Here is a 25,759-nt window from a genome sequence, read left to right on the forward strand (position 1 = left end):
CCATTTCACCTGCACATTTTTATGTATCACACGACGATCATTTTTATTTTCAATTAATTCCCATACAAACCTGTGATTCTCGTTTTGACTTCGTCTTGATGAAATGTTTTCTCATGCATAACGAGCTCCTGTTCTATCACGCTGGGAAGCTGCTCGCGAAGCGGCGCAACCAAGTGGTCTTTTAGTGTAATTAAGGAGTTTCTCGGTTTTTCCGCCAGCTCACGCGCCAGCTCCACAGCATACTCCAAAACTTCAGATCGAGGGAGGACTTTAAAGGGTATTCCTCTTTTTTCGAGATCGGCTCCCCGGTAATTGCCTGCATTCATTAATAACTCCTGCGCCAAGCTGAACCCGAGTTTTTGGGGAACGATAAAAGTAGCTCCCATACCCGGTGTAAACCCGTATTTCATAAAATTAGCGGTATACACGCTCTCCCTGCTCAGAATAACAAAATCAGCAAAGAGCCCCATGACAAAGCCGCCCCCAATTCCGTGACCCTGCATGGCAGCAATGACGGGAATTCTGCAATCAAGTGCCAGAGAATAGAGATTGTCATCAGTAAACTTGGTGATTCCTTGCTGGATTCTCAGCAAACCTTCTTGTGTTCCGCCTGAAGCAAAATAATTGTCGTATCCCGTTAAAATCACTGCTTTATAGCTTTGTTGATTGCGAATGAATTCGAACGCTTGAATTAATCCGTCTGTGAGTTCTTGCGAAAACGCGTTTTTATGAACACGGTCATGCATCTTGACCTGAATAATAGCGGGCTCGATTTCAAAAAGCTCTACAACAGAATGCGTCATGATGTCCTCCTAACGGTTTCTGATTGTATGTATTTCACACAAGTTTACGGGCTCTTCTCCCAAGGGAACTGCCCCGTTTCAACGTACCTAATGATTCCCATTTGATTTTGAGGGTCGGAAAACATGTCTTGATTTTCAGTTAAAGCCATGGATTTCGTACGCCGCGGGCGGTCATCCAATGTATTGATAAACTGTTTATACCGCGCAATTGCCTTTTTATTTAACCGCCGCAAGCGCAATAAATGCTTTCTTAGCAGGACCTCGCTTTGAGCGTCACAGGCATCTACCAAGCCCCATTCCATGGCTTCCTGAACAAAAATCGGTTTTGTCATTAATGTCATATAATGCGCTTTTTGATAGCCGATCCTGCGAATCAGAAATGGCAGCACACAAGCTGGATAAAGACCAAATAATAACTCGGACAGACTGAATGATGCAGTTTGATCCGCAATGACAATATCACTGGCAGCCACAAATCCAAGACCTCCGGCATTTACTTTTCCACGCACATGTGAAATGGTGACAAAAGGACCAGTCTGCAATTTCAGCCACAAATCATAGAGAGGTTCTTGAGCACTCGCTTGTTTTCTGCCGCTTTTCATCTCCTGATATATTTCTTGAAAATCCGCTCCGAAACAAAATACCTCCGGGAGCCCCTCTAAAACAATGACCGTAACGGAAGATGTCTCACATTGATTCATCACATGTAAACATTCATCGATTAATTGGTCATTGATCGTATTATTAGCGTCAGGACGATGAAAGGTTAGATAGCAAATTGACTCTTGAAACCGGACCTTAATCGTTTTGTATGTCACGACATCCACCTGTACTTGCGATGAAACTCAGAAATTTCTTCTAAAAACAGCCTCGGCTTTTCTTGATGAAACTGCAATACCCCCGGAATCATCTCAAGATCCAGCTTGACATTACGAGTTCCGAACCGGACCATCCCGCTTCCCTTGAACAGCGTTTCATACTCATCCATTGAAAGATGATATCGATTGTCCAAGTGCTTCTCGATTTCAAATAAGCGCTGGCGTTGTTGGCCTTGAGGCGTTGCAATTCCGCTGTAAAATTCAGAACAGCAGCCTGAACCATAGGAGAAACAGCCGATTCGTTTAGGCGAGTCAAGCTGCGCTTTGTCAATAGTGCTAGCCAACGCCAGAAGCAATGCGGCTCCCATAATGTTTCCGACCCTTTGGCAGTAGAGCAATCCAGGCTGTACCCGTTTTAAAAAATCAGTTTCTATCTCAGCCGTTTTCGCCTTTGCCATCTTACGCATCATTGTTCGGTGCGCCCCTTTCACCATCCCGCCAAAAGGCGTATGGTAGGCTAGATATTGAAACGTATCTTGATAATGAGCCCCGGGTACACGTTTTTGATATTCCAAGAACGTTTGTTCACAGCAATCCAAATATGACATTAAAGACAGGTCAGCATCTCCCGCCTCACTGTCGGGAATGGGACGGCACGTATCCATCACTTCGTAGCCGTAATAGCCGTTTGCCCCGGGATCAACTTGAAACACCTCGGGATTTTCGCCTATCAAAACAGCCACTGCTCCCGCTCCGGCACTCGGCTCGGCATAGGACCAATCCTCACTTAAAGCGTCTCCGCCTTCAGCGATTAAAAAACGGGAAATATCACTGGCGATGACCAGTGCTTTGGCACCCGGAGACGTCTGGGATAATATAAAATTCACTGCCATTTGAAATCCGGCAGTTCCTGAATAACAGGCTTGCTTTATTTCGAACAAACGGCAGTTGCGATTGAGCCCTAAATGTTCATGGATATAGGTGCTTAACGATTTTCCAAAATCGATCCCAGATTCGGAACAGGTGATCAGCAATTCAATCCTGTCCTTCTCTGCGTCACTTAGTGAATCAATAATCGGTTTAGCCGCATTCACTCCAAAGGTCACAGGATCTTCGTAAGGCAGTGCTACCGCTTTTTCTTTCATTAATAAATTTTCAAATCTAGCAGTATCTAAATGTCTGTACTTGGCTAATTGCATGACATCAAGGTATGCCGTTCCGCCAAAGACATTCATCGCTTCTATTCCAGCAGAAACCATTTATGATTCGCCTCCGCATTTTTCAATGTTTTGTATACAAACAGCGGTATTCATTCCGCCAAAACCCATGCTTAAACTCAACGCGTTTTTTATGTCGTGTGAAATTGATTGATCCGTCACCCAATGCAAGGAAGGATCAATTGGATCATGTAAATTCCGGCTCGGATGCAGGCGTGATTCTTTCATTTGAAGCAGTACAGAAATAATCTCAACAATGCCTGCTGCACTGAGCCCATGCCCGGTTATTGATTTTGTTGCATTTATATAAGCATGAGAAAGACCGCAAGCATGCAGCGCCTTCAATTCAATTTCATCTCCAATGAAAGAACCCGTGCCATGAGGGTTTATGTAATCAATTTCTTCAGGTGTGAGACCGGCTCGCTCCAATGCCTTTTGTATAACATAGATCTCCCCTTCTAAAGAAGGATCAGGATTGCGGTTCCCGTCTACTTTGATTGACCATCCAGACAATGCAGCATAGGGTTTTACGCCCCGGCGGACAGCCGTATCTTTTCGTTCTATCACCAATGCGCCGCAGCATTCTCCATAAATAAATCCATCTCTGTTCTGGTCAAAGGGACGGCACGCGTTTTCCGGCTCATCAGCATATTTATCCGTTCCCATAGCGCCTAAAGCCCTGAGCGCCTCACATTCCATATAGGAAATATCCATTAACGCCCCCAGTGCGATGCAAATATCAACCTCTCCTGACAGGACTTGCTGAATTGCTTGAATCACCGCTAACTGGCCGCTTGCGGAAGCACCTCCCGCCGTATAAGCTAAACCGGTGATTCCAAACTGTTCTGTACAAAGACCGCAAAGATCGCTATCCATAAAAGACAGTGCATATGCTGGCGACATGAAACCAGAGCGGTCCCTATAATTCTCATAAAGCTGGAGGGTCTCTCTTTGCTGAAAGTTCGATCCTCCTGCTACCAGCCCGATACGTGCGGAACCAGCATCGTCTAACTTCGCCTCCTCCCAGGCCTCTGAGAGAGTAACCAAAGCAGCTCGGCTGGAAAATGACGCTTTTCTTAGCAGTTTCTTAGAAAGACGGTCCGGATAAGATAACGAAGGAATTTCAGCCCCAATAAACCGGCTGTCTTTTTGTCTGCCAGGACGCTGCATCACTTCAAAGGCATGCCTCCCAGACAACAACGAAGAAACAAAAGCCTCTTTTCCTTGGCCGATCGCTGCCGTTACTCCGACACCGGTCACCAGAATCTCAGGCGGATTGTACTTTATCATATAGCACCTCAGCTAATTCGCCGATGTTGTTCACACCAGACAGCTCGACACGAGGGATTTTTAATGATAAATCCTCAAGCACCATGGTTATAATTTCAGCCCTGTCTACAGAATCAGCCCCTAAATCAGCTAATCGGTCTTCAGGCTCAAAACGGTGTCCGTCCAATTCCGGAAGAACCTCACAAATATTAGTAATCAATACTTCGAAGACTTTCTGTTTATTCATAACGTTTGTCTCTCCTTTAAATGGAATGTTAAACATGCAGGCTCGGCCCATTTTTTCGCAATATTCAATCTTTTATTATTGCACAATAGACTTTAAAGCGCCTTTTGAGAAAATAATGCAATTCTGTCGTTAAGTAACTTTGCGGTTTCTGTCATTAATATTTTCCCGATGTCATCCACATGACGGTTCCGCCAGCTCTCTAATTCCGAGCCTTTCACCCATTGATTAAAAGCCCCTAACGCCGGGCCGCAGTGAACTTGATAATCGACTTTAGACTCTTCGCTTCCGCTGATCGCCAATTGCGAGCTGTACCTAAAGTACCATCTGAAAATCAATGCCATCTTATGTTTCGGATTCCGTTCAGCCTTCTCAATCTCTGCCGATGGATAGTGTAATTTAATATCTTCATATATTTTTTCGATACTGCGTTTAAAATATTTCTCCTCAAGCTGAGTTAAGGTCTTTTGATCGATCTCACTCAATGATCCAAATCGCTGGTAAAGTTCATGCAGCTTGCTGGCTCGCGATGGAAAAAACACACCTTTTTTTAGCACTTGCACTTTGCTGCCCGATTCGAACATATCACCCGCTGGCGCATACGCCGTATCTTGAACATTCATTTGCTGCAATAAATCTTTCACTCTGTCACTTGTGGCCGCTTCAACCGTACACTGATTGATTGAGCCGGTTAAGATAAAATCAGCACCGAGCATAAAGGCAGCCATCGCCGCCTCAGGAGTTCCTATCCCGCCTGCCGCACCGACGCGTATTTTTTTGTTATATCGATACTTTTTCATCATTTCGTCTCTTAATAATGTCATCGCCGGCATCAAGCTGTATGCGACACCGCCGTCCGTATGACCGCCTGAGTCTGCTTCCACACAAATATCCTCTGCCACAGGGATCTCCCACAATAACTCAGCTTCACTAGTTGTGATTTTGTTTTCTCTTAAAAGCTTTTCTACCATATTCTCCGGCGCAGGACTCATAAAGGATTCGGCAACCTCCGGCCTTGAGATTTTCGCTATCATTCGATTTGCACATATCACTTCACCGTTTGGACGCCGTTTCAATCCTTTTGCGCGGTATCTTACTAAAGCAGGAGTGACACTTAGAAATGCGGAGGCTTCCAAATGTCTCACATTATGTTTCAATAAAAGATCAATCATTTTTTCTTCTGATTCAATATGCTTCATATTGTGCACCAGGTTAATGCCATAGGCTTGTCCCTGCCCCAATTCGCCTTGAATAGACAGAATCGCGTCCTCAACGTTATTCAGATCCAAACCGCCCGTGCCAAAGAACCCCATCATCCCCGCTTTTGACATCTTTACAACCATTTCTTTCGAAGCAATACCGCGGTACATTCCTCCTGCAAGATAAGCATATGTAAGTTGATAGTCTTTTTTAAACTCGGCACTTCCTAATGAATGAGCTGTAATCTCAGCAGACATTCGAGCTGAATGGGCGTCAGTTTCTGCTTGTTCATTTTGCTGGCCGGGAAAGGCATTTTTCTCTGTTGTATCAGCATGATGTGTTAACGGCTCCGCTTCATTTTTTATGCGGGTAATTAAGCCGGTTAACACCTTTCCAGGACCGACTTCTTCAAATTCCATTGCTCCTCTTCCCATAAGATAACGAATGCTGTCTGTCCATCTAACCGTGCTGTTCATTTGTTGAGACAGGGTCTCTTTCAGCCTTTCCTGTTGATAAGGCTCTGCATAAACATTCGAGATAACCGGAAAAGACAAAGGTGCAAAATGGAATGTTTCTATAAATTGCTTAAATTCTTGTTTTGCTTCATTCATATACCTGGAATGAAAAGCTCCGCTTACGTTTAACGGGTGGAACAGCTTTACATCCTGGATGGTTTCAAAAACAGCTCCCGCTTTTTCAATATCTTTTTTTTGCCCGGAAATCACAATTTGCCGAGGTGTATTCTCATTTGCCACATCAATCGTATGTAAATGATGTTCTTCTAATACGGCTGCAACTTGTTCCTTATGTAAACCGATCACCGCAGCCATACCGCCTCCAGTAATCCGTCCCATCAGCTCGCCTCTTTTTTTCACCAGCTTTAAGCCTGTCCCAAAGTCAAATGCGCCTGCTGCAAACAGCGCGTTGTATTCTCCTAAGCTATGCCCCGCCGCAAAATCAGGTCTTTCGCCGGTCTCCTCCAGCTTTTTCAAATAACTGAGTGCATTGACCACGTATAAAGCCGGCTGAGTATATTGAGTATGATTGACATCGAAATAGCCTTTTTCAGTACAGAGTTTTTTGATTGAATATCCAAGTATTTGATCTGCTTGGTCGGTCAAATGCTGATATTGCTCAAAAAGTCCTTGTCCCATTCCTTTTTGCTGGGAGCCTTGTCCTGGAAAAACATATGTAATCATCTTGTTTACTTCCTTTCTAGTTTCTGTAAACGCTCAACCATCTCCAGATTTTTCAGCTCCTGATGAAATGGTGTGATGATTGAATAACAGCGATTCGCTGAATCTCCCGAGATTAATTGTTTAACAAACGCAGCTAAGGTTCCTGAAGGCCCCAAATCAATGAAATGGCACGTATGCTGACTTTCCAAAAAATGAATAGCTTCCCGAAATCTCATTGGTCTTCTTACAGTATCCCAAAAGAAATCGTTATGAATCTCGCGAATGCTGCTTCCCGTTAAACAGGATACCAACGGGATTTTAGGGTGTTTAAAAGATTTTGATCTTAAAAATTCTTTATATGCATCTTCTGCAGGATCAATAAGGGAAGAATGAAATCCGTAGGATACTGGCAGCGGCTGGCAGAGAATCTCGTTCTCTCTCAGGACATCAGTGATCTGCTGTATGTTTTCTCTTTCTCCCGAAATGACAAAGTGCGAATCATAATGAATGGAGGTTAATTCACTATTTTCAAATAGATGCGGATGATCAAGTAATAGTTGCGGTTTGTCGAGTATAGCCAGCATTTTTCCTTTATCGCAGTATTTTTCGATGACGGTAGCCTGTTCAAGTATGCATTCCAGTATCTCTTTTGCGTCTAAAACACCGGAAGCAGCAGCTGACGCGAATTCTCCCAGACTTGTCCCCAGCACGTAATCAGGCTGGATTCCCTTTTCTGCGAAAATCCGATATAAAGAATACTCAACCATAAAAATAGCGGGGTGCGTATAAAGGACACGGTCAAACGGATCCGATATACGCTTAGCGGGATGATACATTTCATTGACTATAGATATGCCGATTCGCCGAGAGACAATGGCATCCATTTCAAGCATACATTGGCGAAAAACGGTGTTTCCGCTGAATAATTCTTTTCCCATATGATAGTACTGAGAGCCTTGTCCGGAAAACATAAAAACGAGTGGTTCATTCATTTGTATAACCTTCTTTTTTATGTATTTAAAGGTGAGTTACGGAAATATGATGATGCTGGCTGGCTGTGAGAAAAGCCTCGTTATATGGTTTATAACATGAATGGAAAAATGCTTTGGTTTTGTTGTTCTGGATGTGGAAGCTCGTTAATGAAGTGATCTTGGAAGTATCTGAATTTGATGTGAATCATTTTGGCATCGCCAAAAACATCGACTCTATTATGACTTAGATGTTTTTGAAATAAAGGGCGGTTCTCTTGAAAGGAGAGCGATGGTTTATCGTAATATAAAAACTGACTGCGATAGTGCAAATGTCCGCTAGAGAGCGAACTTTGTTATCAGCCTCTTTATGTAACAGTATATAAATTCTTTCAGTTTTAACAGTGTCTATCGAATCATGCATCACGTATACTTTAGACCCGAATTTGAGGCCTTTTGGTATAGAAATCGGTTTAGCGTGTCATAGGTTCCGCATCTGTTTCAATGCGGCGGATCAATCCTGTTAACACATTTCCCGGTCCTATTTCCTCAAACTCCATTTGACCTTTTTCCATTAAAAAGCGTATGCTTTCAGTCCATTTTACCGAATGGTTGATTTGATCCGCCAGTGTCGGCTTAATTACTTCAGAAGAGTACGGTCTGGCATATACATTAGAAATAACCGGAATAGACAAAGGAGCAAAATGAAAAGTGTCAAGAAACTGTTCAAACTCCTGCTTTGCATGATTCATGTATCTGGAATGAAACGCACCGCTGACGTTTAAGGGGAGAAACATCGTAACGTCTGTTTTGGCTTCAAAGATGGATGCGGCTTTGCCAATATCTTCTTTTTGACCTGAAATCACAATTTGATAAGGAGCATTTACATTCGCAATGTCAATCGCATGTAAATGATGATCTATCAAAACCTCTGAAACCTGTTCTTCATTTAGTCCCATAACGGCCGCCATACCGCCGTTGCTTACCATGCTCATCAGCTCGCCTCTTTTTCTGACAAGCTTTAACCCCGTCTCAAAATCAAAGGCTTCAGCCGCAAATAGCGCATTGTATTCTCCAAGGCTGTGCCCGGCAACAAAATCGGGTTTTATGTCTGTTTCCTGTATTTTTTTCAGGTAGCTTAATGCGTTCACTACATATAAGGCCGGCTGAGTAAATTGCGTTTTGTTTAAGTTTGAATAAGGATTCTCTATGCATAGGCGTTTGATAGAATACCCTAAGATCTCATCTGCTTGTGCCGTCAGTTCTTTAAACTCATCAAATAACTCACTGCCCATTCCCTGTTTCTGTGAACCCTGTCCCGGAAAAACATATGTGATCATTCTATTAAAGCCACCCTTCCCCGCATATATAATTACCTGCTGACTTACGTTATAGAAAATATAAGTATTGCCCCGGATAAATAGTAGCATGTTCATGTTGATGGTAACCTCTGTAAATATTATCCGTCAAGTTAATTTTTCCTACACTTTCCATCGTTTTTTCTCTGCATTTTTCCATAAAGGTATAAAGAATCAGGACACGCTGTAAAACATAAGAAAATAGACCTGCATATCATTTGTGCCAAAAGATGATGATACATAAGCTTCATTTCATTACTTAATAAAATCAACCCGTGCTTTGTCATCATTTTTCAAAAGGCAAATCTTTCGGATGCAGAAAGAAAATAGTCTAATAGAATGATTTCGGGAAAAACTTATTTAAAATCAAAAATGCCTCTTTGGTTTTTTCTATTGCGGAATTTCACAAAATATTCTCTTTTATCAATCTGAAAATAAATATTATGTTTTAAAAGCTCACCTATTGTTTGCCCTGGTGCTTGACCAAATGAATGCCCCGGATAAACCCGCACTTCTGGGGAAACGATGGATTTTATCCTCTGAACACTATCGAACATATCATCTGCGGAACTGCCATGATCTTCACATATCCCGCATCCTTCCGTAAAAATCGTATCTCCTGTGAATATACTTTCTGAAAACAAATAACACATCCCGCCGGCTGTATGCCCAGGTGTAAGCAGACATTGCGCTTTCGTCATTCCTATGCTGATGGTTTCACGGTCTTGAAGAGCAATTAAGTTTTTGCATCTGAATTGGTAAAAGTCGATTTCTGTTTTCGACATATACACTTGAGGATGAAATAATGCCGAGAGCGGCTCAACAAGATTTACATGATCAAAATGAGAGTGCGTTAAAAGAATTGCTGATAAATCAACCTCCAGCTCAGAAAGTTTATTAGTTATTTTACTCAATTCCCATGATGGATCAACAACTATCGCAGATCGGCTTACAATATCTTCAATGATGTAACAATAGTTAGTCCACCTGTGATGAAATGTTTTGATCGTATGTACCGCATAAGTAACCATTTTCACCATTCCTATCAATATGAAGTTCTTTCATTCTCTCTTCCATTCCCACTTTACCAAACGGCATGCGGCTTTTCCATTCTTCAATTCATTCTTGCAGTTACGGCTTGATTCTCATAAAAAAAGTTATTCTTTTTGGAGACTTGTCCATTAAGAATAACTTTTTGCAGTGACCTATTCACTCTTGGGCTGATTCATCCACGCATATAGATTGTAAATGCTGCATCATAACACGTTTGATCCGTTCTTTATTCACACGGCGAGGGTCAAACATCGCATGTAAAGCCAAGCCATCAATTAAGGCGTACAGCCTCTCTCCTTCTATTTCTTTATCAGCATGTTTTTGCAATAAATGAAGCTGGTCCAAGTAGTCAATCAGATTTCGAATTGCATTGTAAATTTCGTCATGTCCCGCATCAAACATATTGTCTTTATGTCTCGCATAAACAGTAAAAGCAAACCATACCTCCATCTCTCTAATCGTTTCAGCATTTGTCGGGACAATTTCAAGCAGTATGTGTAACACTTTTTCTTTAGGCGGCAAATCATGGGCAGCAATTTCATGAATGCGGGCTGTCACCTTTTCTTTCACAAGTTTCATTGCAAAAACAAGCAATTCATCCTGAGTTGAAAAATAATGGCGAAGCGCACCTAACGACAGTCCTGCTTCTTTGGCAATGTTTCTGACTGAGGCCCCCTCCATCCCTCGTTCTAAAATCACCCGCCATGTCGCTTCTGCAATGTGTTTTCTTCTTTTTTCATGGTCAATTTGTTTTGGCATATCTTTATTTTACCAAGAAAAAAATCAGAGAGCAATTTTTATAATACAGTTGTTTTATAAAAACGTAGATGGTAAAATCATATTAAATAATACAACTGTATTGGAAAGAGGGGAACAGATTGAACAGTGTCGCTTGGATGATTGTCTTCTGCGAAATAGGATTTTGGGTTGTAATAGTGTTAGGCCTTGTCGTACGCTATCTATTTAAACAAGATAAATTAGGGCTGCTTCTTTTTGCCTTAACCCCTGTCATTGACCTGATTTTGTTAATAATGACGTCTGCGGACTTATACAGCGGAGCCGTTGCGACTACTGCACACGCGATTGCGGCAGTGTACATCGGCGTATCGATTGCTTTCGGCAAGCAAATGATCCAATGGGCGGATGAAAAATTCCGTTATTATGTAACAAAGCAAGGCTCAAAACCGCTTGTGCGCTATGGAATGGATCATGCGAAACATTATGCGAAAAGCTTGATCAGACATGTGCTCGCTTATCTTATTGGTGCCGGGCTGCTGGCCGGGATGATTTATTTTATTAATGATGCTGCCCGTACCGAAGCGCTGAGCAGTGTTTTAAAGCTATGGACAGTCATTCTGGGCATTGATTGCCTGATCACCGCCAGTTATTTTATCTGGCCGAAAAAAGCGAAATCTTCAAAAAATCTCAGAAGTTAAAATAAGTCTTACTAAAAAATCCTTTTTCAATAGAAAAAGGATTTTTTCACTTTTGTAAATATATGTTACACTTTATGCAAGTCATCTAGATAAGGAGCTTATATGAAAAAAGCCTCTGCTTTCTCAGTATACCTGTCGGATTTTCGCTTTTTTCATTAGGCACTTGCCTAGGAAACATATCTGTTTTTATTATTATTTTAGTATATTCGGGATGAGTTCTGCTGTATTGTGAATCACTAACATGTAAGGAGTGTAATACGTGAGCCAGAAAGAACACGGCACGCCATTTAAAGACTTAAAACCAAGCTCAAAAATAACAGTGATTGTATCCATTGCCCTCCTTATCACAATTGCAGCTGCTGTGATCTTCGGCGGTTATTTCTTCGGCATGAAAGGGCTATTTGCCATTCTCGGCATTACATACGATTCCAATCAAACCTTATTGTTTTTTATATTGGGATGCTTTGCTGCCGGACTGGTCATAGATCCTCTAGCAAAAGTCGTTTCTCTGATAATGATCCATTCACTTTCTATCAGAAAAACAGCACTTTTCACATGTGTTTTTTATTTCATCGCTAATTTCATAACAATCTGTTTAGTAGATTACTTTATGGATTCTATTTATATCCCGGACGCATTACTCTTTGTCATATCAGCATTTATGGCGTTCATTGAACTAGCATTTGATGATCAGCCTAAAACATAAAAAGATATAAAACCGCTTGTGATTGATTCAAGCGGTTTTATGCTGTAATGACATTTTCGTCGCCTCACTTTCCTATATAGTCAACGAGAAAGTGTAAAACAATTAGAGGAATGAAACCTGGAATGCAAAACAAAAATCAAAATATGTCTAAAAACTTGTTATGGTTTCGTTTCTTCTTGTTGCTGTGTCTAGTGTGCATCACAGCCCCGGCTCCGGGTGAGGCAGGAATGGGCAACCAGAGGCGGTTCAAGGCTTAAGAGCATAGCCCTCACTCTTTGTCCTTTCATTCGCGAGTGAAGATACATATGAAATCTTTTTAATGAATTTTGTTTAGTCATCTTTAATTCTCCTTCGAATATTTTGTATCCTATTCATAATCTCTCCTTTGCCAATATAAAAAGACACCCAATCGGATGTCTTACTCTCTTTCTACTAGAACGCCTGTAATCATCGGTGTCTCTTCACCTTCTTGCACCGGGCCGTAATCTGAAACCTTATCGCCCTTAGTTAATGTTAAGTAACTCATGTTCATCACTAGATACAAACACTTTTCACCATCTTCTTCCTGAGAAATTATAAACGAATCCAAAGCACCACCTTCATCCGTTACATTCTCGACTGTGCCAGTTATCTTCACAACTTTATCAACTGGTGGATCGTTTACATTTAATTCTTCGTATGACGCTTGAGTAGCAATTTCCTTTACTGTTTCGTTAACTTCTGCCTGTGCTGTGTCTGTAGACTCGTCTTCTTGAGTAACACCAGCATCAACTATAGACAACCCATCTGTGTTTGATTCCTTGTTTATTTCATTCTGTTTCGTAGTGTCAATGTTTTTCGTTTCATTGCTGGTTGAACAGCCAGCAAGCAGTCCAATAGATATCAAAGTAATTATTATTTATGTATTTCATGTAACTCCCTCCATTATGAGAAGAGTATACCTTACATGATTGTTTCAAACTACTTTTTAATAGACAAAAGTTAATCCCTCCCCCATACGTTCCTTTCCTCTGTTTACATGTGCAACTGCATCGCGCAACTACCTAAATAAAAAAGCACCCCGAGGGATGCTTTTTTATTTTCTTTTCACATCAAATTGTGTTACAAGTCGCATATTAACATTTGCTATACGCTTACCATCTTCAAACTCATACCAATGTTCACATTCTTGCAATTCTTTTATAAGTGCTTTCTCAGATTCTGCAAATACTTTAGCTGTTCTTAAATTTTCATTATCAAACCAAAAAACAACTTCAAATTTCATAAACTTTCACCTCTTGATTTATTATCAGACAAGAGGACTAGAAATGAAACAGTTCGCAAAATTTGTCGAACGATTCCCTTTTAATCACATATTTATTCCTTTCTAAACTGCCATCCGTACCGCCAATTGTCTATCCTGATATTTACCGGAAGCAGTTTACAGAGAATATAAAAAGCGCCTTCCCCACGACGGGAAAGCGCCTTAACGAATATAAAATAAAATTTAAGATAATAATTTTATTTGAGCGTAACACCTTCAACACTTTATTTGCACTTAGTTAAAGCCTTGCGTTAGACCCATTCAATCTTTAATTAATATACGCAAGGCTTTACACATCAATACCATTCACCTACATACTTCATTTTTTTTCTTTATTTTTTCTTTTTTTACTATCAAATAAACCAAATGCAACTGCCAATGCAATAATCATTGCAGCATACCAAGGCCAATCCATCACATCACCACTTTCTATAAAAGTAATCTGCCAAATAAGGCTAATCAAATACGACACTAATATTCATACGATCTTAATGAGTTGTTGGTTTCATTAAATAATATTCCCTCTAAACTGCCACCGCACTCAAGTCGTAAACCGCCAATAGTTCTCCTCGAGATTTACCGGAAGCAGTTTACAGAGAATATAAAAAAGCACCCCACTGGATGCTTTTAACAGAACTTACCTATACATTTTTTCGCTAGTGACTCCAAGATATATAACCAACTATTATCAGAACTTCCGTTTCGATTGATATACTCAGGGAAATTAATTGTTGTTCTAAAGTCAAATTTTGAATGTACAATACTATTTCTAAATTCATATAAAGCTTTAATAAAAATGCATTTATTGTTTTCTTTAATTAAGTTTTCTTTATAGGCAAATTCAATATCCTGATCAATTTCTAGATTTTCTAATAAATGAGTAAGAAGGGCTTCCTCCTTTTTCGTAAAAATGCTTTGTATATTTTTCATGAAAAAATATTCATTTCCGTCTTTATTATAAGTTCCGACATGATCAAATATTTGATTTCTTATCTATCATCACATAAACCAAGCTCTTCAAGATCAACAGTTAAATTAATATTTATCCTTTATATATGGTGCATTTGAAAAGTCTATATTTAATAAATCAACATCATCTACCAGGCTTTCATAGTAATCATAAAACATATCCTCATAATTAGACATTTCTATTTTTCTCCATTCTGTCAATTATAAATAACATTATACGTAAATTATAAATTATGTTCAATGCGACAAAAAAATCAAGCTATATTGAAAAGGTTCTAAAAGAACCTATCTATATTGTTAATTGTAGTCTACATTCAATTAAAAACGCCTTCCCGATTGGGAAAGCGTCTGTCGGTTTATAACCTATTACCATAATACTTTATTTAAAACAAAATGGTGTGCCGTTAAAATGCCAAATTTGCACCAAAATTATTTTCTGTCATTCCTCTACTCAAAAGAAACACCACCCCTGCCAAGATGAATCTTAATACATGCCCTTTTGTTCTAAACGTGAAGCAGTTGCGCCTCTACTCATACTATTCACCACCCAAAATGTAGTATAAAAGAACATCAAACCATACCTTTTTGTTCTTTCTTTGATCCAGCACCTCTACTCATCCTGTTCACCTCCTTTAATAAATATCTGGTTCATCAAAATAATGAAAATCATCTTCTATTTTTCTATTACAATCACTACAACAGAACCAATAACCCCACTCATCTTCTATTTGTGTATGTGGTCCTGATCTATTTTCACACTTACAAAATTCATTCTCGCTGCTCACAAACTTACATCCATCTGCCATTTTATACTAATCATATCAGCTTCATTTCTCACAATCACGAATTAATTAACACTAACTTTTATACATATCCACATTATCCACGAATTACCCATATGTTTTATACTGTGCAACTCATCGAACTGAGCCATCCCCTTGTCCTCTCTGTTTTTAACCAATATCCCTAAAATGAATTACACACCTGTTTTTTTTGAGGAATTGACGAAAAATGCAAAGAAAAAGGCCATCCTTGTTGTTTTAGATGAGCCGGGTTATATTTTAAACTTCTTCATGGCGTTGTTCATTGCGTCTTGATTGATTCCGATATATCGCAGGGTTGTCCGTTGGTCAGAGTGATTAAATATCTCCTGCAGCATAGCAACGTCCTTTATCTGTTTATAAAAGTGATAGCCAAATGTTTTCCTCAACGTATGTGTGCCAATGTCATCTAACCCCACGTACTCAGCAGCCGCCCTGAGAATCTTGTATGCCATCGACCGGGATATTGGTTTGTTAATCCCTTCACGGCTTTTAAAGAGAAACTCATGGTCCTCTTTCCCTTCGACATATGTCTTAAATGCTCTTTGAAGAGCTGCGTCATGTCGATTCTCTTTTTCGTTTTCTTCCCTATGAGATTGAAGTATGGCTGTTTAGCGTCTCTTACTCTCAGCTGCAGAATATCCGATATGCGGAGTCCTGAGTTGATACCAGTCACAAATAGCATGTAATTTCTCATGTTTTGCTCTTTTAAAAACCTCTTGATGTAGAAGATACATTCCGGATCACGTATAGGCTGAACAAAATTCATTAAGAAGCCGCCACTTTCTTGTAGACTTCTTCTCTCAGAGCAAACGCCAGCCGATAGAGAGCTTTTGCTTTTATACAATAATACTTGCGCTGACTCAGGCTCATTTCTGCATATACCTCATAATCATACATTTCTTCCGATTGCATATAGAGCATGAAAATGATCTGCCGTTCTCTTTGAGAAGTCCGGTTAACAGCCCTTTGAATCCTTTTCAAGAATTTGTCTCGCTGTATCTCCCAATCAAGACGCTTTTATGCTGCATCTTCCGTCGATGAATGAAATTCATTCGTAATGCTCGGCGGAACAATGCTGTAAGTAGGTGTAACCTATGGCAAAAAATCACCTGGCACCTGTAAGAGATATAACCGGTATTGATCCAGCAGCTTCTCTATTTTTAATTTAGTCGCTTCTTCGTCAATCTTAGGAATGTTTAATGTTAATTGATTCATATTTTTACCCTCCCGTTTATTTACGTCTTAAAGCCCCGCCTTTGCCTCTTTTCAATGTTTGCCTATCTTGTGGCCCATCATTTGCCGCCAAAACCATTCTGAGCGCTCCTGCTCGTTTTTATTGGGCTTTTTCTTCCTCTTCTTCATGCCACCCCTCCGTTCAAATAAAAAACGGACACCAACCAAAGCACAGATTTCTCTGTACAGTGATTAGTGTCCGCAGGCGTGTAAGACATACTCATGCAATCATGTTGTTAGAAAGTGATGCAGATCTTAAATATGTAAGTGAACGACTAGGCCATACTACAGTCAATATGACTGCTGATGTTTATATTCATATCACCAAAAAACACAATAAAAAAAGCATTGATCAATTCGAAGAATATCTCAATGCTTGAAAAATGTATGGGTAAAATATGGGCAAAGGGTATATTCCCCTTCGCCAAACCCCGCTACATCACACGTTTAAACATCTTTTCCATCTCATACGTGGAATGATGAATCATAATCGGACGGCCGTGCGGGCATGTAAATGGGTCTGATGTGCTTCGGAGATCGTCCAGGAGCGCTTTGATCTCGTCGTTTCTGAGATGGCGGTTTGCTTTGATTGAACCTTTGCAGCTCATCATAATCGCCGCTTCTTCGCGCAGTTTTTTGATATCAATGTTTTTCGAATCGAGCACCTGCTGAATGATTTCTTCTATCAGCTCGGCTTCTTCTCCTTTTGGAAACCAAGCCGGGTGGCAGCGGACGATGTAACTGTTCGAGCCGAAAGACTCTAAAAAGACACCTACGCTTTCGAGCTCTTGTTGATGCTGTTCGATAATGAGTGCCTCGTTCGTGGAATAATGGAACGTCAGCGGCACAATCATGTCCTGCACCTCAGGCTCAACCTCCCCGACCTTTTCACGAAAATATTCGTATTTAATACGCTCTTGGGCGGCATGCTGGTCGATAATATATAAGCCGTTTTCGTTTTGCGCCAATATATAGGTCCCATGCATCTGGCCGATCGGGTACATGATCGGCACACGTTCAGATGATGTCTGCTGAAGTTCCTGAGCGGGCTCCTGTTCGAATGCTTCGGGCAATTCCTCTGAAACAGCAGGCTCTGCCATATCTTGTTTTGTTTCAGCCACAGAATGAGTTTCAAGCTGCTCTGAAGGCAATTCGTCTTCTATCTCAACTGGTTCTTTGACAACTGAACTGAGCTTCATTGGTGAATACGAAGGCATAGGCGCTTTTTCCGGCACTTTTCTTTCAGCAGGTTTTTCATCAAAGGTCATGAACTGCTGCTCATTTTTGATCACAGGTGCTGACTTTTTCGGAAGCTGTGCGCTCGGTATCAGCTGCTGCTGTTTAAATACATCTTTTATGCCGTCACGAATTAAGTCGTGCAGCTCTGTTTCCTTGCTGAGCCGTACCTCAAGCTTCGAAGGGTGCACGTTGACATCGACTAAAATCGGGTCCATGGTAATTTCTATAAATGTGATCGGATGGCGTCCGATTGGCAAAAGTGTGTGATATCCTTCGTGCACCGCCTTGACGAGCGGGAAATTTTTAATATAACGGCCATTGATGACGGACGACATGTAATTTCTCGATGCCCGTGTAATCTCTGGCAGAGCGATATATCCCTTCACTTCAAAATCCAGTGAGCTGACATGAAGCGGCAGCATTTTTTTAGCGACAGCCGTACCGTAAATCGCGGCAAGAACATGGCGCACATCTCCATTTCCGTTCGTTTGGAGAAGATTTTTTCCATGATGGCGAAGGCGGATCGATACCTCCGGATGTGCCAGCGCAATCCGGTTGACCACATCCGTAATATTCCCAAGCTCTGTATGAACGGTTTTCATATATTTCAAGCGGGCCGGTGTATTAAAAAACAGATTGGAAACGACAATTTCGGTTCCCTTCCTGCTTGAGGAACGCGATTCAGAAATAATGTTTCCGCCTTGGAGCATGAGCTTCGTTCCCGCTCCTTCTCCCGTGCTTGTCGTAATCTCCAGATGGGAGACTGACGCAATACTCGGCAGTGCCTCTCCCCTGAAGCCAAGTGTTCTCACTCTGAATAAATCATTCTCATCTTTTATTTTACTTGTTGCGTGGCGGCGGAAGGCACGCTTGCAATCTTCATTTTCCATTCCTTCTCCATTATCCAGAACACGAATGGATGCAAGACCCGCTTCCTCAATGTCGATTTCAATGACTGTGCTGTCAGCGTCGATGGCATTTTCCACCAATTCCTTCACGACTGAGGCGGGCCGTTCCACAACCTCGCCCGCCGCAATTTTATTTGAAAGTTCATCTGACAGCTGGATGACTTTTGCCACATTCATCACCCCGTTTTAATGTAATTTCTTTTGCAGCTTGTACATTTCATTCATTGCTTCCAGCGGTGTCATATCAAGTATATTCAATGATTTAAAGACATCAAGTACTTGCTTTTCTTTTTTAGAAAGCTTTGGTGATGCCGCCGGTTTATCCGATTCGTCAAAGAAGGACAGCTGTGCCGGCTCTTCTTTTACCTCATGTTTCTGCACTGGTACCTCAGGTTTCTGCACTGGTACCTCAGGTTTCTGCACTGGCACTTCCGGTTTGTTCCCTGAATGCTCAAGTTCTTTTAGAATGTCTTGAGCGCGCGAAATCAGATCTTCCGGCAGCTCAGCCAGCTGGGCAACATGGATACCATAGCTTTTGTCAGCGGCCCCTTCTTTAATTTGATGAAGAAAGACAACCGTTCCATTATACTCCTCAGCACGAACATGGACGTTTTTCAGCTGCGGAAGCTTTTCTTCAAGAACCGTCAGCTCATGATAGTGCGTACTAAACAGCGTCTTGGCGCCAATATGGTCATGAACATATTCAATAATCGCTTGCGCAAGGGCCATACCGTCATATGTGGACGTTCCCCGCCCGATTTCATCAAACAAAATGAGGCTGTTTTTGGTTGCATTTACAATCGCATTTTTGGCTTCAAGCATTTCCACCATAAATGTACTTTGTCCGGAAATCAAATCATCCGCCGCGCCGATTCGGGTGAAAATTTGATCGAAAATCGGAAGCATAGCTTTTTTGGCGGGCACAAAGCAGCCAATTTGCGCCATAATGGAGATGAGCGCGATTTGTCTCATGTATGTGCTTTTCCCCGACATGTTCGGACCGGTAATGAGCAGCATCTGTCTGTTATCGCCCATCACACAGTTGTTAGGCACGTATTCCTGGCTGTCCATTACTTTTTCAACAACCGGGTGTCTGCCCTCTATGACCTCAACTTCATCTTTAGAAAACTCAGGTTTCGTGTAATGACGATTTTCACTGATTGTCGCAAAGCATTGCAGCGCATCGAGCTCACTCATCTGTTTGGCGAGCTGCTGCAAACGCGGAATATACAATTTCACTTTCTCACGCAGCTCGGTGAAGAGCTCGTATTCCAGCTCGCAGATGTTATTTTCCGCTTCCAAAATGAGCGCTTCTTTTTCTTTTAATTCAGGTGTAATGTAGCGTTCTGCATTTGTTAGCGTCTGTTTCCGCTCATAACGCCCTTCTTCAAGAAGGTGCAAATTCGCCTTTGTCACTTCAATATAATAGCCAAATACTTTATTGAAGCCGACTTTTAATGACCGAATGCCTGTATATTCACGTTCCTGCTGTTCAAGGCGGGCAATCCAGTCTTTCCCGTTTCTGCTAGCATCGCGATATTCATCGAGTTTTTGATTGTACCCGTCTTTGATCAGGTTTCCTTCTTTTACTGATATCGGAGGGTTTTCGTACAGGGCTCCTTCCAGTAATTCTAGAACATCACCGCACGGGTCAATCCGCTCCGCACGTTCCTTCGCTTTCTTATGAGCCAGTGAAGCAACAAGCTGTTTAATGCCGGGCACTTGCTTTAATGATTCCTTCAGCTGAATGAGATCCCGTGCATTGACATTTCCGAATGCGACACGGCCTGCGAGGCGTTCTAAATCATAGACTTCCTTTAAACGCTCACGAAGATCTTCCCGTTCAAAGAAATGGGACATTAATGTTTCCACCATTTCTTGACGCTCTTCAATTTGATTCACTCTGATAAGCGGACGGTCAATCCACTGTTTCAGCAGCCGCCCTCCCATCGCAGTTTTTGTTTCATCAAGCAGCCATAACAGGGAGCCTTTTTTATTTTTTGAACGAATCGTTTCAGTCAGCTCCAAATTTCGCTTTGAGTATAAGTCGATTTTCATGGCTTCTTCAAGCTCATACACTTGTACAGGCTGAAGGTGATCTAAGCTCCGTTTCTGAGTCCTTTTCAGATACGTATATAAACGGAGAAATGTTTTCGTTACGTCCGGATTCTGCAAATGCTCAATAATCTGAACGTGCTCATCCGTTTCCCCATCTTCAATTGAAATGGTAGCCCCGCACCGCTCCTTCAGCTGAGCAACCGTCTTTTCATCAAGGCTTCCTGCTACGACAATTTCCCGCGCGCCGACCGAATAAATTTCTGATATGACGTCTTCCAGCCGTTCAATTAAAACAGCCAAATTTTCACCCGTTGTTAAATCGGACAGCGCCAGCCCGTATCCGTTTGAGCAGGCCGAAACTGATGCAATAAAGTTGTTTTCTGATTCATGGATGCCTTTTCCGTCCATTACAGTTCCAGGCGTAATCAGCTGAACGACTTCACGTTTGACGACGCCCTTTGCAGCCTTTGGATCCTCCGTTTGTTCGCATATGGCCACCTTGTATCCTTTTTTAATAAGCTGTTCGATATATGCCGAAGCAGAATGATACGGAACACCGCACATCGGTATTTTTTCAGCGGCGCCTCCGTCTCTGCTTGTTAACGTAATTTCCAGCTCTTGTGACGCTTTTTTAGCGTCCTCAAAAAACATTTCGTAAAAATCACCGAGACGAAAAAATAAAAAGGCATCCTGGTGCTCTGCCTTTATTTTTAAATATTGCTGTATCATAGGCGTATAAGTAGCCATTGTTTAATCCCTCACTATGTATCAACGTTTCTATTTGCCAGCCTTCATTATAACATAAACAGAAAGTGTTAAAAGAATGATATGTCTATATAAAAAAGAGACTTGGGGTACCGACTCCCCTAGTCTCTTTTTTATTCTTCAGGATCTCCAACTAAAAATTCAGGATTGATGTCCTCAAGCTCTTCATCAAGTTCGTCTTCCCAATCCTCTTCGTCATCCTCTTCCCAATCAGAATTCACTTCTACAACAACCTTTGTTTCCCCTACCACTTCCGCCAAAAATTCCCTCTCCGCTTGCACAACAATTTTATTGCCATTTGGAGATATGGTGACTTCAAGGCAGTTTGGCTGCTGAAGCACTTTTGCAATCACTTCATGCTCATCGTCTAAGTAATTGTTATCTCTGTATCTGAGTTTAATCACATCGACGTACTTCACTCGTTCTGTGACAACCTCTGTTTTTGTATTGTCTGCGTAAGAGTACCATACGTTTATATCATAATACCCTTCAATTTCTACGGTTTTTCCGATTTTTTCTGCGTCATACTTGTGATTGATAATCCAACCGCCCAAAATGCTGCTCGGTTTTTTCTCAGGGGAGATGGTATTGGTGCACTGTGTAAATTTTCTGCCTTTCGCTACTACCGCCTTCGTGATAATTTCCCTGTATTCAGACATTCCGGCATGCCTCCTTGTTCTTCTTCGTGTTATCTTATGCTGGGCATTCGTCTAGTGTGCATTTTTATAAATAAAATATAAAAATACAAAGTTTCTGTTCCATTGTATGCAGGGGTGCCTAGAAACTTTACTCATAAGTGCGATAAAGTTTATTTGGCTAAAGGCGGCAAAACGAATTGAATATTTAGTACATAGTTCAATTAGTTATTTTTATAGTTCAACATAAAAAAACACGGGCCTGAAAAGGCACCGTGTTTAAAGAGAACAGCTGTTATTTGAATGTTTCATCTTCGAACCGGTTTCTCCTTTTAGAAGGTCGCCTCCGGTTGATGTAATGATTTCATTTGTGACCTGATTGGAAATGGTGGTCGCCACGAGCTGCAGAAGGTCATTCACCTCAACCTGAGAATCTCTGAATTCCTGGATGACAGGAATGTCTTCAAGCTCCTCTTGCAGCGCATCAATTTTTTCTTCTACTTGTTTGAGCGCTTCGAGTTTTTGGTAATGCTTCAGATTAACAGCTTGTTTTTGCAGGGCTTTAATCTGATTAATGATTACAGACACTTTTGCGTTCTCATTAATTTGCGCTTCAGCCCGTTTGAAAAAATCAACCTCTTCTGTTTCAGAGATCATTTTTGCAAGGTTTCGTGCTTGCTGCACAATGTCTTTTTTAGAGTAGAGCGTCATCTTATTTCACCTCGATTGCTTCTCCTGCCATTTCTCCGTCAAGCGACCACGTTTTCGCTTGCTGGATTTTCACGCGAACGATTTTGCCGATCGCTTCCTTTGGTCCTTTGAAATTCACAAGCTTGCTTTTTTCAGTGTAGCCGGCAAGAACCTCAGGGTTGTTTTTGCTTTCGCCCTCAACTAATACTTCGACAACCTTGCCTTCATATTCCTTCATTTTTTTAGCAGAAATTTCATTAACCAATGCGTTCAGACGCTGCAGGCGTTCTTTTTTCACTCTCATCGGAACGTTATCTTTCATTTTTGCTGCAGGTGTGCCTTCACGCGGAGAGTAAATAAACGTATAGGCGCTGTCAAACTCCACTTCGCGGTATAATGACAGCGTCTCTTCAAACTGTTCGTCCGTTTCGTTAGGGAAGCCGACGATAATGTCAGTTGTTAAAGAAGCGTTTGGCATAGCCGCTTTGATTTTTCTGACGAGCTCCATGTAACGCTCTCTGTCATATTTGCGTGCCATCAGTTTCAAGACCTCTGAGCTTCCTGATTGGACCGGCAGATGAATATGATCGAGCAGATTGCCGCCTTTTGCAAGCACTTCAATGAGATGATCATCAAAGTCACGCGGATGACTCGTTGTGAAACGGATTCTCGGGATATCGATTTTGCGCAGCTCATCCATCAAATCACCAAGGCCGTAGTTCATATCTTCAAAGTCTTTTCCGTACGCGTTTACGTTTTGGCCTAACAGTGTAATTTCCTTATAGCCTTCGCTTGCAAGTCTTCTTACTTCCTGAATAATCTCTTCCGGACGGCGGCTTCTTTCTTTTCCGCGTGTATACGGTACGATGCAATACGTACAGAACTTGTCACAGCCGTACATGATGTTGACCCAGCCCTTAATTTTTCCGTTGCGGACTTTCGGAAGGTTTTCAATGACATCGCCTTCCTTGGACCAAACTTCTATGACCATTTCTTTTGAAAGGTATGCTTCAGACAAAAGCTCCGGCAGACGATGGATATTATGCGTACCGAAAATCATATCGACAAACGGATGTTTTTTCAAAATCCTGTTAACGACTGATTCCTCTTGTGACATACAGCCGCAAACGCCTAAGATAAGATCCGGGTTATTTTTTTTGAGTGCTTTTAAGTGTCCAAGCTCACCGAATACCTTGTTTTCCGCATTTTCACGGATCGCACATGTATTTAACAGAATGACATTGGCATCGTCAACAGAGTTTGTCGCTTCATAGCCAAGAGCCATAAAGATCCCTGCCATTACTTCTGTATCATGTTCGTTCATTTGGCAGCCGTACGTCCGGATATAGAATTTTCTTCCTTCACCCATGCCTTTGAATTCTTCAGAAATTTTAAAGTCATTATGATAAGTAACGGCTTCTTTGCCGCGTTTTTTCGCATCTTTTAAAGAAGGCGGAATGTAGACAGCTTCAAAGTACTTGCTGTAATCCTTCTCGGATTTTTTGTCCGATGGATTAACTTGTCCGCTCTCTAATTTTTGCTTTTCATTCATATGTTATTTCTCCTTTCAAACCAAACTTCCACCCTCCAGTATAAAGGTTATTGAAGCTCTGCACAACTGGCAACCTATCATTGTACACTCATTGAGAATAATAATCAATAAGGAATGAAAGGGAGAAGAGTGTTCCCTTCTCCTTACAATAGCTGAAGCTCCTTTGCTGTCTTTTCAATGGCATCAAGCGCCTGATCCAGTTCTTCTTTGGTGTGCTCGGCTGTAATAATTGTGCGTATTCTGGCTTTTCCTTTTGCAACAGTCGGGAAAACGATGCTTTGTGCAAAAACACCTTGTGACAGAAGCTGATCAGAAAATTGCTTCGCTGCCCCCTCATCACCTATTAAAATAGGCAAAATCGGCGTCTCGCTCTGTGTGAGAGTAAAACCCATTTGGACAAGCATTGATTTAAAATAATGTGTATTCTCCCACAGACGCTCCATATGCTCCGGCTCTTCCAGCAAGACATCAATTGCTTCCATACAAGCTGCAGTTACAGCCGGAGGATGTGACGTGCTAAATAAAAACGGACGGCCTTTATGACGCAAATAGTCGATTAACACCTTTGAACCGGCAGCGTATCCCCCTAAAACTCCGATTGCCTTGCTTAACGTTCCGACTTGAATATGAACCCTTCCGTCAAGACCGAAATGATTTACCGTCCCTCTGCCGTTTTCGCCAAGCACTCCGGATGCGTGGGCGTCATCAACCATCACAAAAGCGTCATATTTCTCAGCGAGCTCCACAATGTCAGGCAGAGGAGCAATATTTCCATCCATTGAAAATACGCCGTCAGTGACAATCAAGCGCATGCGGTAATTCATTGATTTTCTCAGCACCTTCTCTAAATCACTCATATTTACATGCTGATAAACCTTTTTATCCGCCTTAGTCAATCTGATTCCATCAATGATAGAGGCATGGTTCAATTCATCAGAAATGACAATATCGTCTTTTGAAAGAATGCTGGAAAGTACACCTTGGTTTGTTGTAAAGCCTGATTGGAAGACAAGTGCCGCCTCTGTTTTTTTAAAGGCTGCCAGCTTTTTCTCCAATTCTTGATGCATGGTAAACGTTCCGGCGATTGTCCGGACTGAACCGGTTCCGGCTCCAAATTGCTGAGCAGCTTCCTGTGCAGCTTTGATGAGTCTTGGGTGTGATGTAAATCCGAGGTAATTATTAGAAGAAAGCTGAATGACTTTTTTATGATTCACTGTAACAGAAGGGCCCTGCATTGATTCTACCTGTTTAACGTCTTGCCATGTATGGTTTTCTTTCATTCTTTCAAGCTCTGCTTTTAGAAACTCAAATTCTTTTGTCATGTTGATCCCCC

Annotated in this window: 22 protein-coding genes and 4 pseudogenes; 3 read left to right on the forward strand and 23 right to left on the reverse strand. The window is 41.5% G+C overall.

Going from position 1 to position 25,759, the window contains the following annotated elements:
* Nucleotides 1–53: 53 nt before the first annotated feature.
* The 11 genes and pseudogenes from UJ203_RS06070 to UJ203_RS06120 all read right to left on the reverse strand — a co-directional run bounded on the left by UJ203_RS06070 (nucleotide 54) and on the right by UJ203_RS06120 (nucleotide 10,867).
* Nucleotides 54–803, reverse strand: a complete 750-nt coding sequence (locus UJ203_RS06070) for a polyketide synthase (protein WP_322009123.1) — start codon at nucleotides 801–803, stop codon at nucleotides 54–56.
* 44 nt (nucleotides 804–847) lie between these two features.
* Nucleotides 848–1,630: an enoyl-CoA hydratase/isomerase gene (locus UJ203_RS06075; RefSeq protein WP_322009125.1), complete on the reverse strand. Its 783-nt coding sequence runs from the start codon at nucleotides 1,628–1,630 to the stop codon at nucleotides 848–850.
* Nucleotides 1,618–2,880 (reverse strand): hydroxymethylglutaryl-CoA synthase family protein, encoded by a 1,263-nt coding sequence (locus UJ203_RS06080; RefSeq protein ID WP_322009127.1) that lies wholly within the window; start codon nucleotides 2,878–2,880, stop codon nucleotides 1,618–1,620. Before UJ203_RS06080 ends, UJ203_RS06075 begins: the two co-directional genes overlap by 13 nt.
* Entirely contained in the window at nucleotides 2,881–4,128 is a 1,248-nt protein-coding gene (locus tag UJ203_RS06085) for a beta-ketoacyl synthase N-terminal-like domain-containing protein (RefSeq protein ID WP_322009129.1), read from the reverse strand.
* Complete coding sequence (locus UJ203_RS06090; RefSeq protein ID WP_024121473.1) at nucleotides 4,106–4,354, reverse strand: acyl carrier protein; 249 nt, start codon at nucleotides 4,352–4,354, stop codon at nucleotides 4,106–4,108. Before UJ203_RS06090 ends, UJ203_RS06085 begins: the two co-directional genes overlap by 23 nt.
* A 92-nt stretch (nucleotides 4,355–4,446) precedes the next feature.
* A complete protein-coding gene (fabD, locus tag UJ203_RS06095; protein ID WP_322009132.1) occupies nucleotides 4,447–6,750 on the reverse strand; it encodes an ACP S-malonyltransferase in 2,304 nt (767 codons plus the stop codon).
* Between the two features lie 5 nt (nucleotides 6,751–6,755).
* Nucleotides 6,756–7,721 (reverse strand): acyltransferase domain-containing protein, encoded by a 966-nt coding sequence (locus UJ203_RS06100; RefSeq protein WP_322009134.1) that lies wholly within the window; start codon nucleotides 7,719–7,721, stop codon nucleotides 6,756–6,758.
* A gap of 449 nt (nucleotides 7,722–8,170) precedes the next feature.
* Nucleotides 8,171–9,037 carry an ACP S-malonyltransferase gene (gene fabD / locus UJ203_RS06105; protein ID WP_105991166.1) on the reverse strand — a complete coding sequence of 289 codons (867 nt, stop codon included), beginning with the start codon at nucleotides 9,035–9,037 and terminating at the stop codon, nucleotides 8,171–8,173.
* Nucleotides 9,038–9,110: 73 nt separating this feature from the next.
* Nucleotides 9,111–9,233 (reverse strand): annotated as a pseudogene (locus tag UJ203_RS06110) (hypothetical protein); the annotation flags it as partial.
* A gap of 178 nt (nucleotides 9,234–9,411) precedes the next feature.
* Nucleotides 9,412–10,086 (reverse strand): MBL fold metallo-hydrolase, encoded by a 675-nt coding sequence (locus UJ203_RS06115; RefSeq protein WP_322009139.1) that lies wholly within the window; start codon nucleotides 10,084–10,086, stop codon nucleotides 9,412–9,414.
* 178 nt (nucleotides 10,087–10,264) lie between these two features.
* Nucleotides 10,265–10,867, reverse strand: coding sequence for a TetR/AcrR family transcriptional regulator (locus tag UJ203_RS06120; protein ID WP_305934068.1), 603 nt, complete (start codon nucleotides 10,865–10,867; stop codon nucleotides 10,265–10,267).
* A 119-nt stretch (nucleotides 10,868–10,986) separates the two neighbouring features.
* Between UJ203_RS06120 and UJ203_RS06125 the strand changes: the two genes are divergently transcribed.
* Both UJ203_RS06125 and UJ203_RS06130 read left to right on the forward strand, forming a co-directional pair.
* Nucleotides 10,987–11,544 (forward strand): hypothetical protein, encoded by a 558-nt coding sequence (locus tag UJ203_RS06125; protein WP_322009143.1) that lies wholly within the window; start codon nucleotides 10,987–10,989, stop codon nucleotides 11,542–11,544.
* Nucleotides 11,545–11,803: 259 nt separating this feature from the next.
* Nucleotides 11,804–12,250, forward strand: a complete 447-nt coding sequence (locus UJ203_RS06130; RefSeq protein ID WP_322009145.1) for a YrvL family regulatory protein — start codon at nucleotides 11,804–11,806, stop codon at nucleotides 12,248–12,250.
* Between the two features lie 418 nt (nucleotides 12,251–12,668).
* Here UJ203_RS06130 and UJ203_RS06135 read toward each other — a convergent pair whose 3' ends face one another.
* The 6 genes and pseudogenes from UJ203_RS06135 to UJ203_RS20885 all read right to left on the reverse strand — a co-directional run bounded on the left by UJ203_RS06135 (nucleotide 12,669) and on the right by UJ203_RS20885 (nucleotide 16,708).
* On the reverse strand, nucleotides 12,669–13,031 hold the full coding sequence (locus UJ203_RS06135) for a hypothetical protein (RefSeq protein ID WP_322009147.1): 363 nt from the start codon (nucleotides 13,029–13,031) through the stop codon (nucleotides 12,669–12,671).
* A gap of 294 nt (nucleotides 13,032–13,325) precedes the next feature.
* Nucleotides 13,326–13,514, reverse strand: coding sequence for a hypothetical protein (locus UJ203_RS06140; RefSeq protein ID WP_322009149.1), 189 nt, complete (start codon nucleotides 13,512–13,514; stop codon nucleotides 13,326–13,328).
* 666 nt (nucleotides 13,515–14,180) lie between these two features.
* Nucleotides 14,181–14,483: a hypothetical protein gene (locus UJ203_RS06145; RefSeq protein WP_322009151.1), complete on the reverse strand. Its 303-nt coding sequence runs from the start codon at nucleotides 14,481–14,483 to the stop codon at nucleotides 14,181–14,183.
* Between the two features lie 1,093 nt (nucleotides 14,484–15,576).
* Nucleotides 15,577–16,112: pseudogene (locus UJ203_RS06150) on the reverse strand (tyrosine-type recombinase/integrase).
* A pseudogene (locus tag UJ203_RS06155) lies at nucleotides 16,112–16,561 on the reverse strand (ArpU family phage packaging/lysis transcriptional regulator). Before UJ203_RS06155 ends, UJ203_RS06150 begins: the two co-directional pseudogenes overlap by 1 nt.
* Before the next feature lie 16 nt (nucleotides 16,562–16,577).
* Nucleotides 16,578–16,708, reverse strand: a pseudogene (locus tag UJ203_RS20885) (hypothetical protein).
* Between the two features lie 59 nt (nucleotides 16,709–16,767).
* Here UJ203_RS20885 and UJ203_RS06160 point away from each other — a divergent pair.
* The gene (locus UJ203_RS06160; protein ID WP_322009153.1) at nucleotides 16,768–16,959 is read left to right on the forward strand and encodes a tyrosine-type recombinase/integrase; all 192 of its coding nucleotides are present in this window, start codon (nucleotides 16,768–16,770) and stop codon (nucleotides 16,957–16,959) included.
* A 54-nt stretch (nucleotides 16,960–17,013) separates the two neighbouring features.
* Here UJ203_RS06160 and mutL read toward each other — a convergent pair whose 3' ends face one another.
* The 6 genes from mutL to UJ203_RS06190 form a co-directional block, all read right to left on the reverse strand.
* Nucleotides 17,014–18,897, reverse strand: coding sequence for a DNA mismatch repair endonuclease MutL (gene mutL / locus UJ203_RS06165; RefSeq protein WP_322009155.1), 1,884 nt, complete (start codon nucleotides 18,895–18,897; stop codon nucleotides 17,014–17,016).
* Between the two features lie 15 nt (nucleotides 18,898–18,912).
* Complete coding sequence (mutS, locus tag UJ203_RS06170; protein ID WP_322009158.1) at nucleotides 18,913–21,531, reverse strand: DNA mismatch repair protein MutS; 2,619 nt, start codon at nucleotides 21,529–21,531, stop codon at nucleotides 18,913–18,915.
* A 131-nt stretch (nucleotides 21,532–21,662) separates the two neighbouring features.
* Complete coding sequence (gene cotE, locus UJ203_RS06175) at nucleotides 21,663–22,208, reverse strand: outer spore coat protein CotE (protein ID WP_024121461.1); 546 nt, start codon at nucleotides 22,206–22,208, stop codon at nucleotides 21,663–21,665.
* A 255-nt stretch (nucleotides 22,209–22,463) separates the two neighbouring features.
* Nucleotides 22,464–22,895 (reverse strand): RicAFT regulatory complex protein RicA family protein, encoded by a 432-nt coding sequence (locus UJ203_RS06180; RefSeq protein WP_024121460.1) that lies wholly within the window; start codon nucleotides 22,893–22,895, stop codon nucleotides 22,464–22,466.
* 1 nt (nucleotide 22,896) lies between these two features.
* On the reverse strand, nucleotides 22,897–24,426 hold the full coding sequence (gene miaB / locus UJ203_RS06185; protein WP_024121459.1) for a tRNA (N6-isopentenyl adenosine(37)-C2)-methylthiotransferase MiaB: 1,530 nt from the start codon (nucleotides 24,424–24,426) through the stop codon (nucleotides 22,897–22,899).
* Between the two features lie 143 nt (nucleotides 24,427–24,569).
* The gene (locus UJ203_RS06190; protein WP_044155834.1) at nucleotides 24,570–25,748 is read right to left on the reverse strand and encodes a glycine C-acetyltransferase; all 1,179 of its coding nucleotides are present in this window, start codon (nucleotides 25,746–25,748) and stop codon (nucleotides 24,570–24,572) included.
* Nucleotides 25,749–25,759 lie beyond the last annotated feature (11 nt).

Origin of the sequence: Bacillus sp. V26 (genome assembly GCF_034296245.1) — a bacterium.
In the GTDB taxonomy this organism is placed as follows: Bacteria; Bacillota; Bacilli; order Bacillales; family Bacillaceae; genus Bacillus; species Bacillus halotolerans.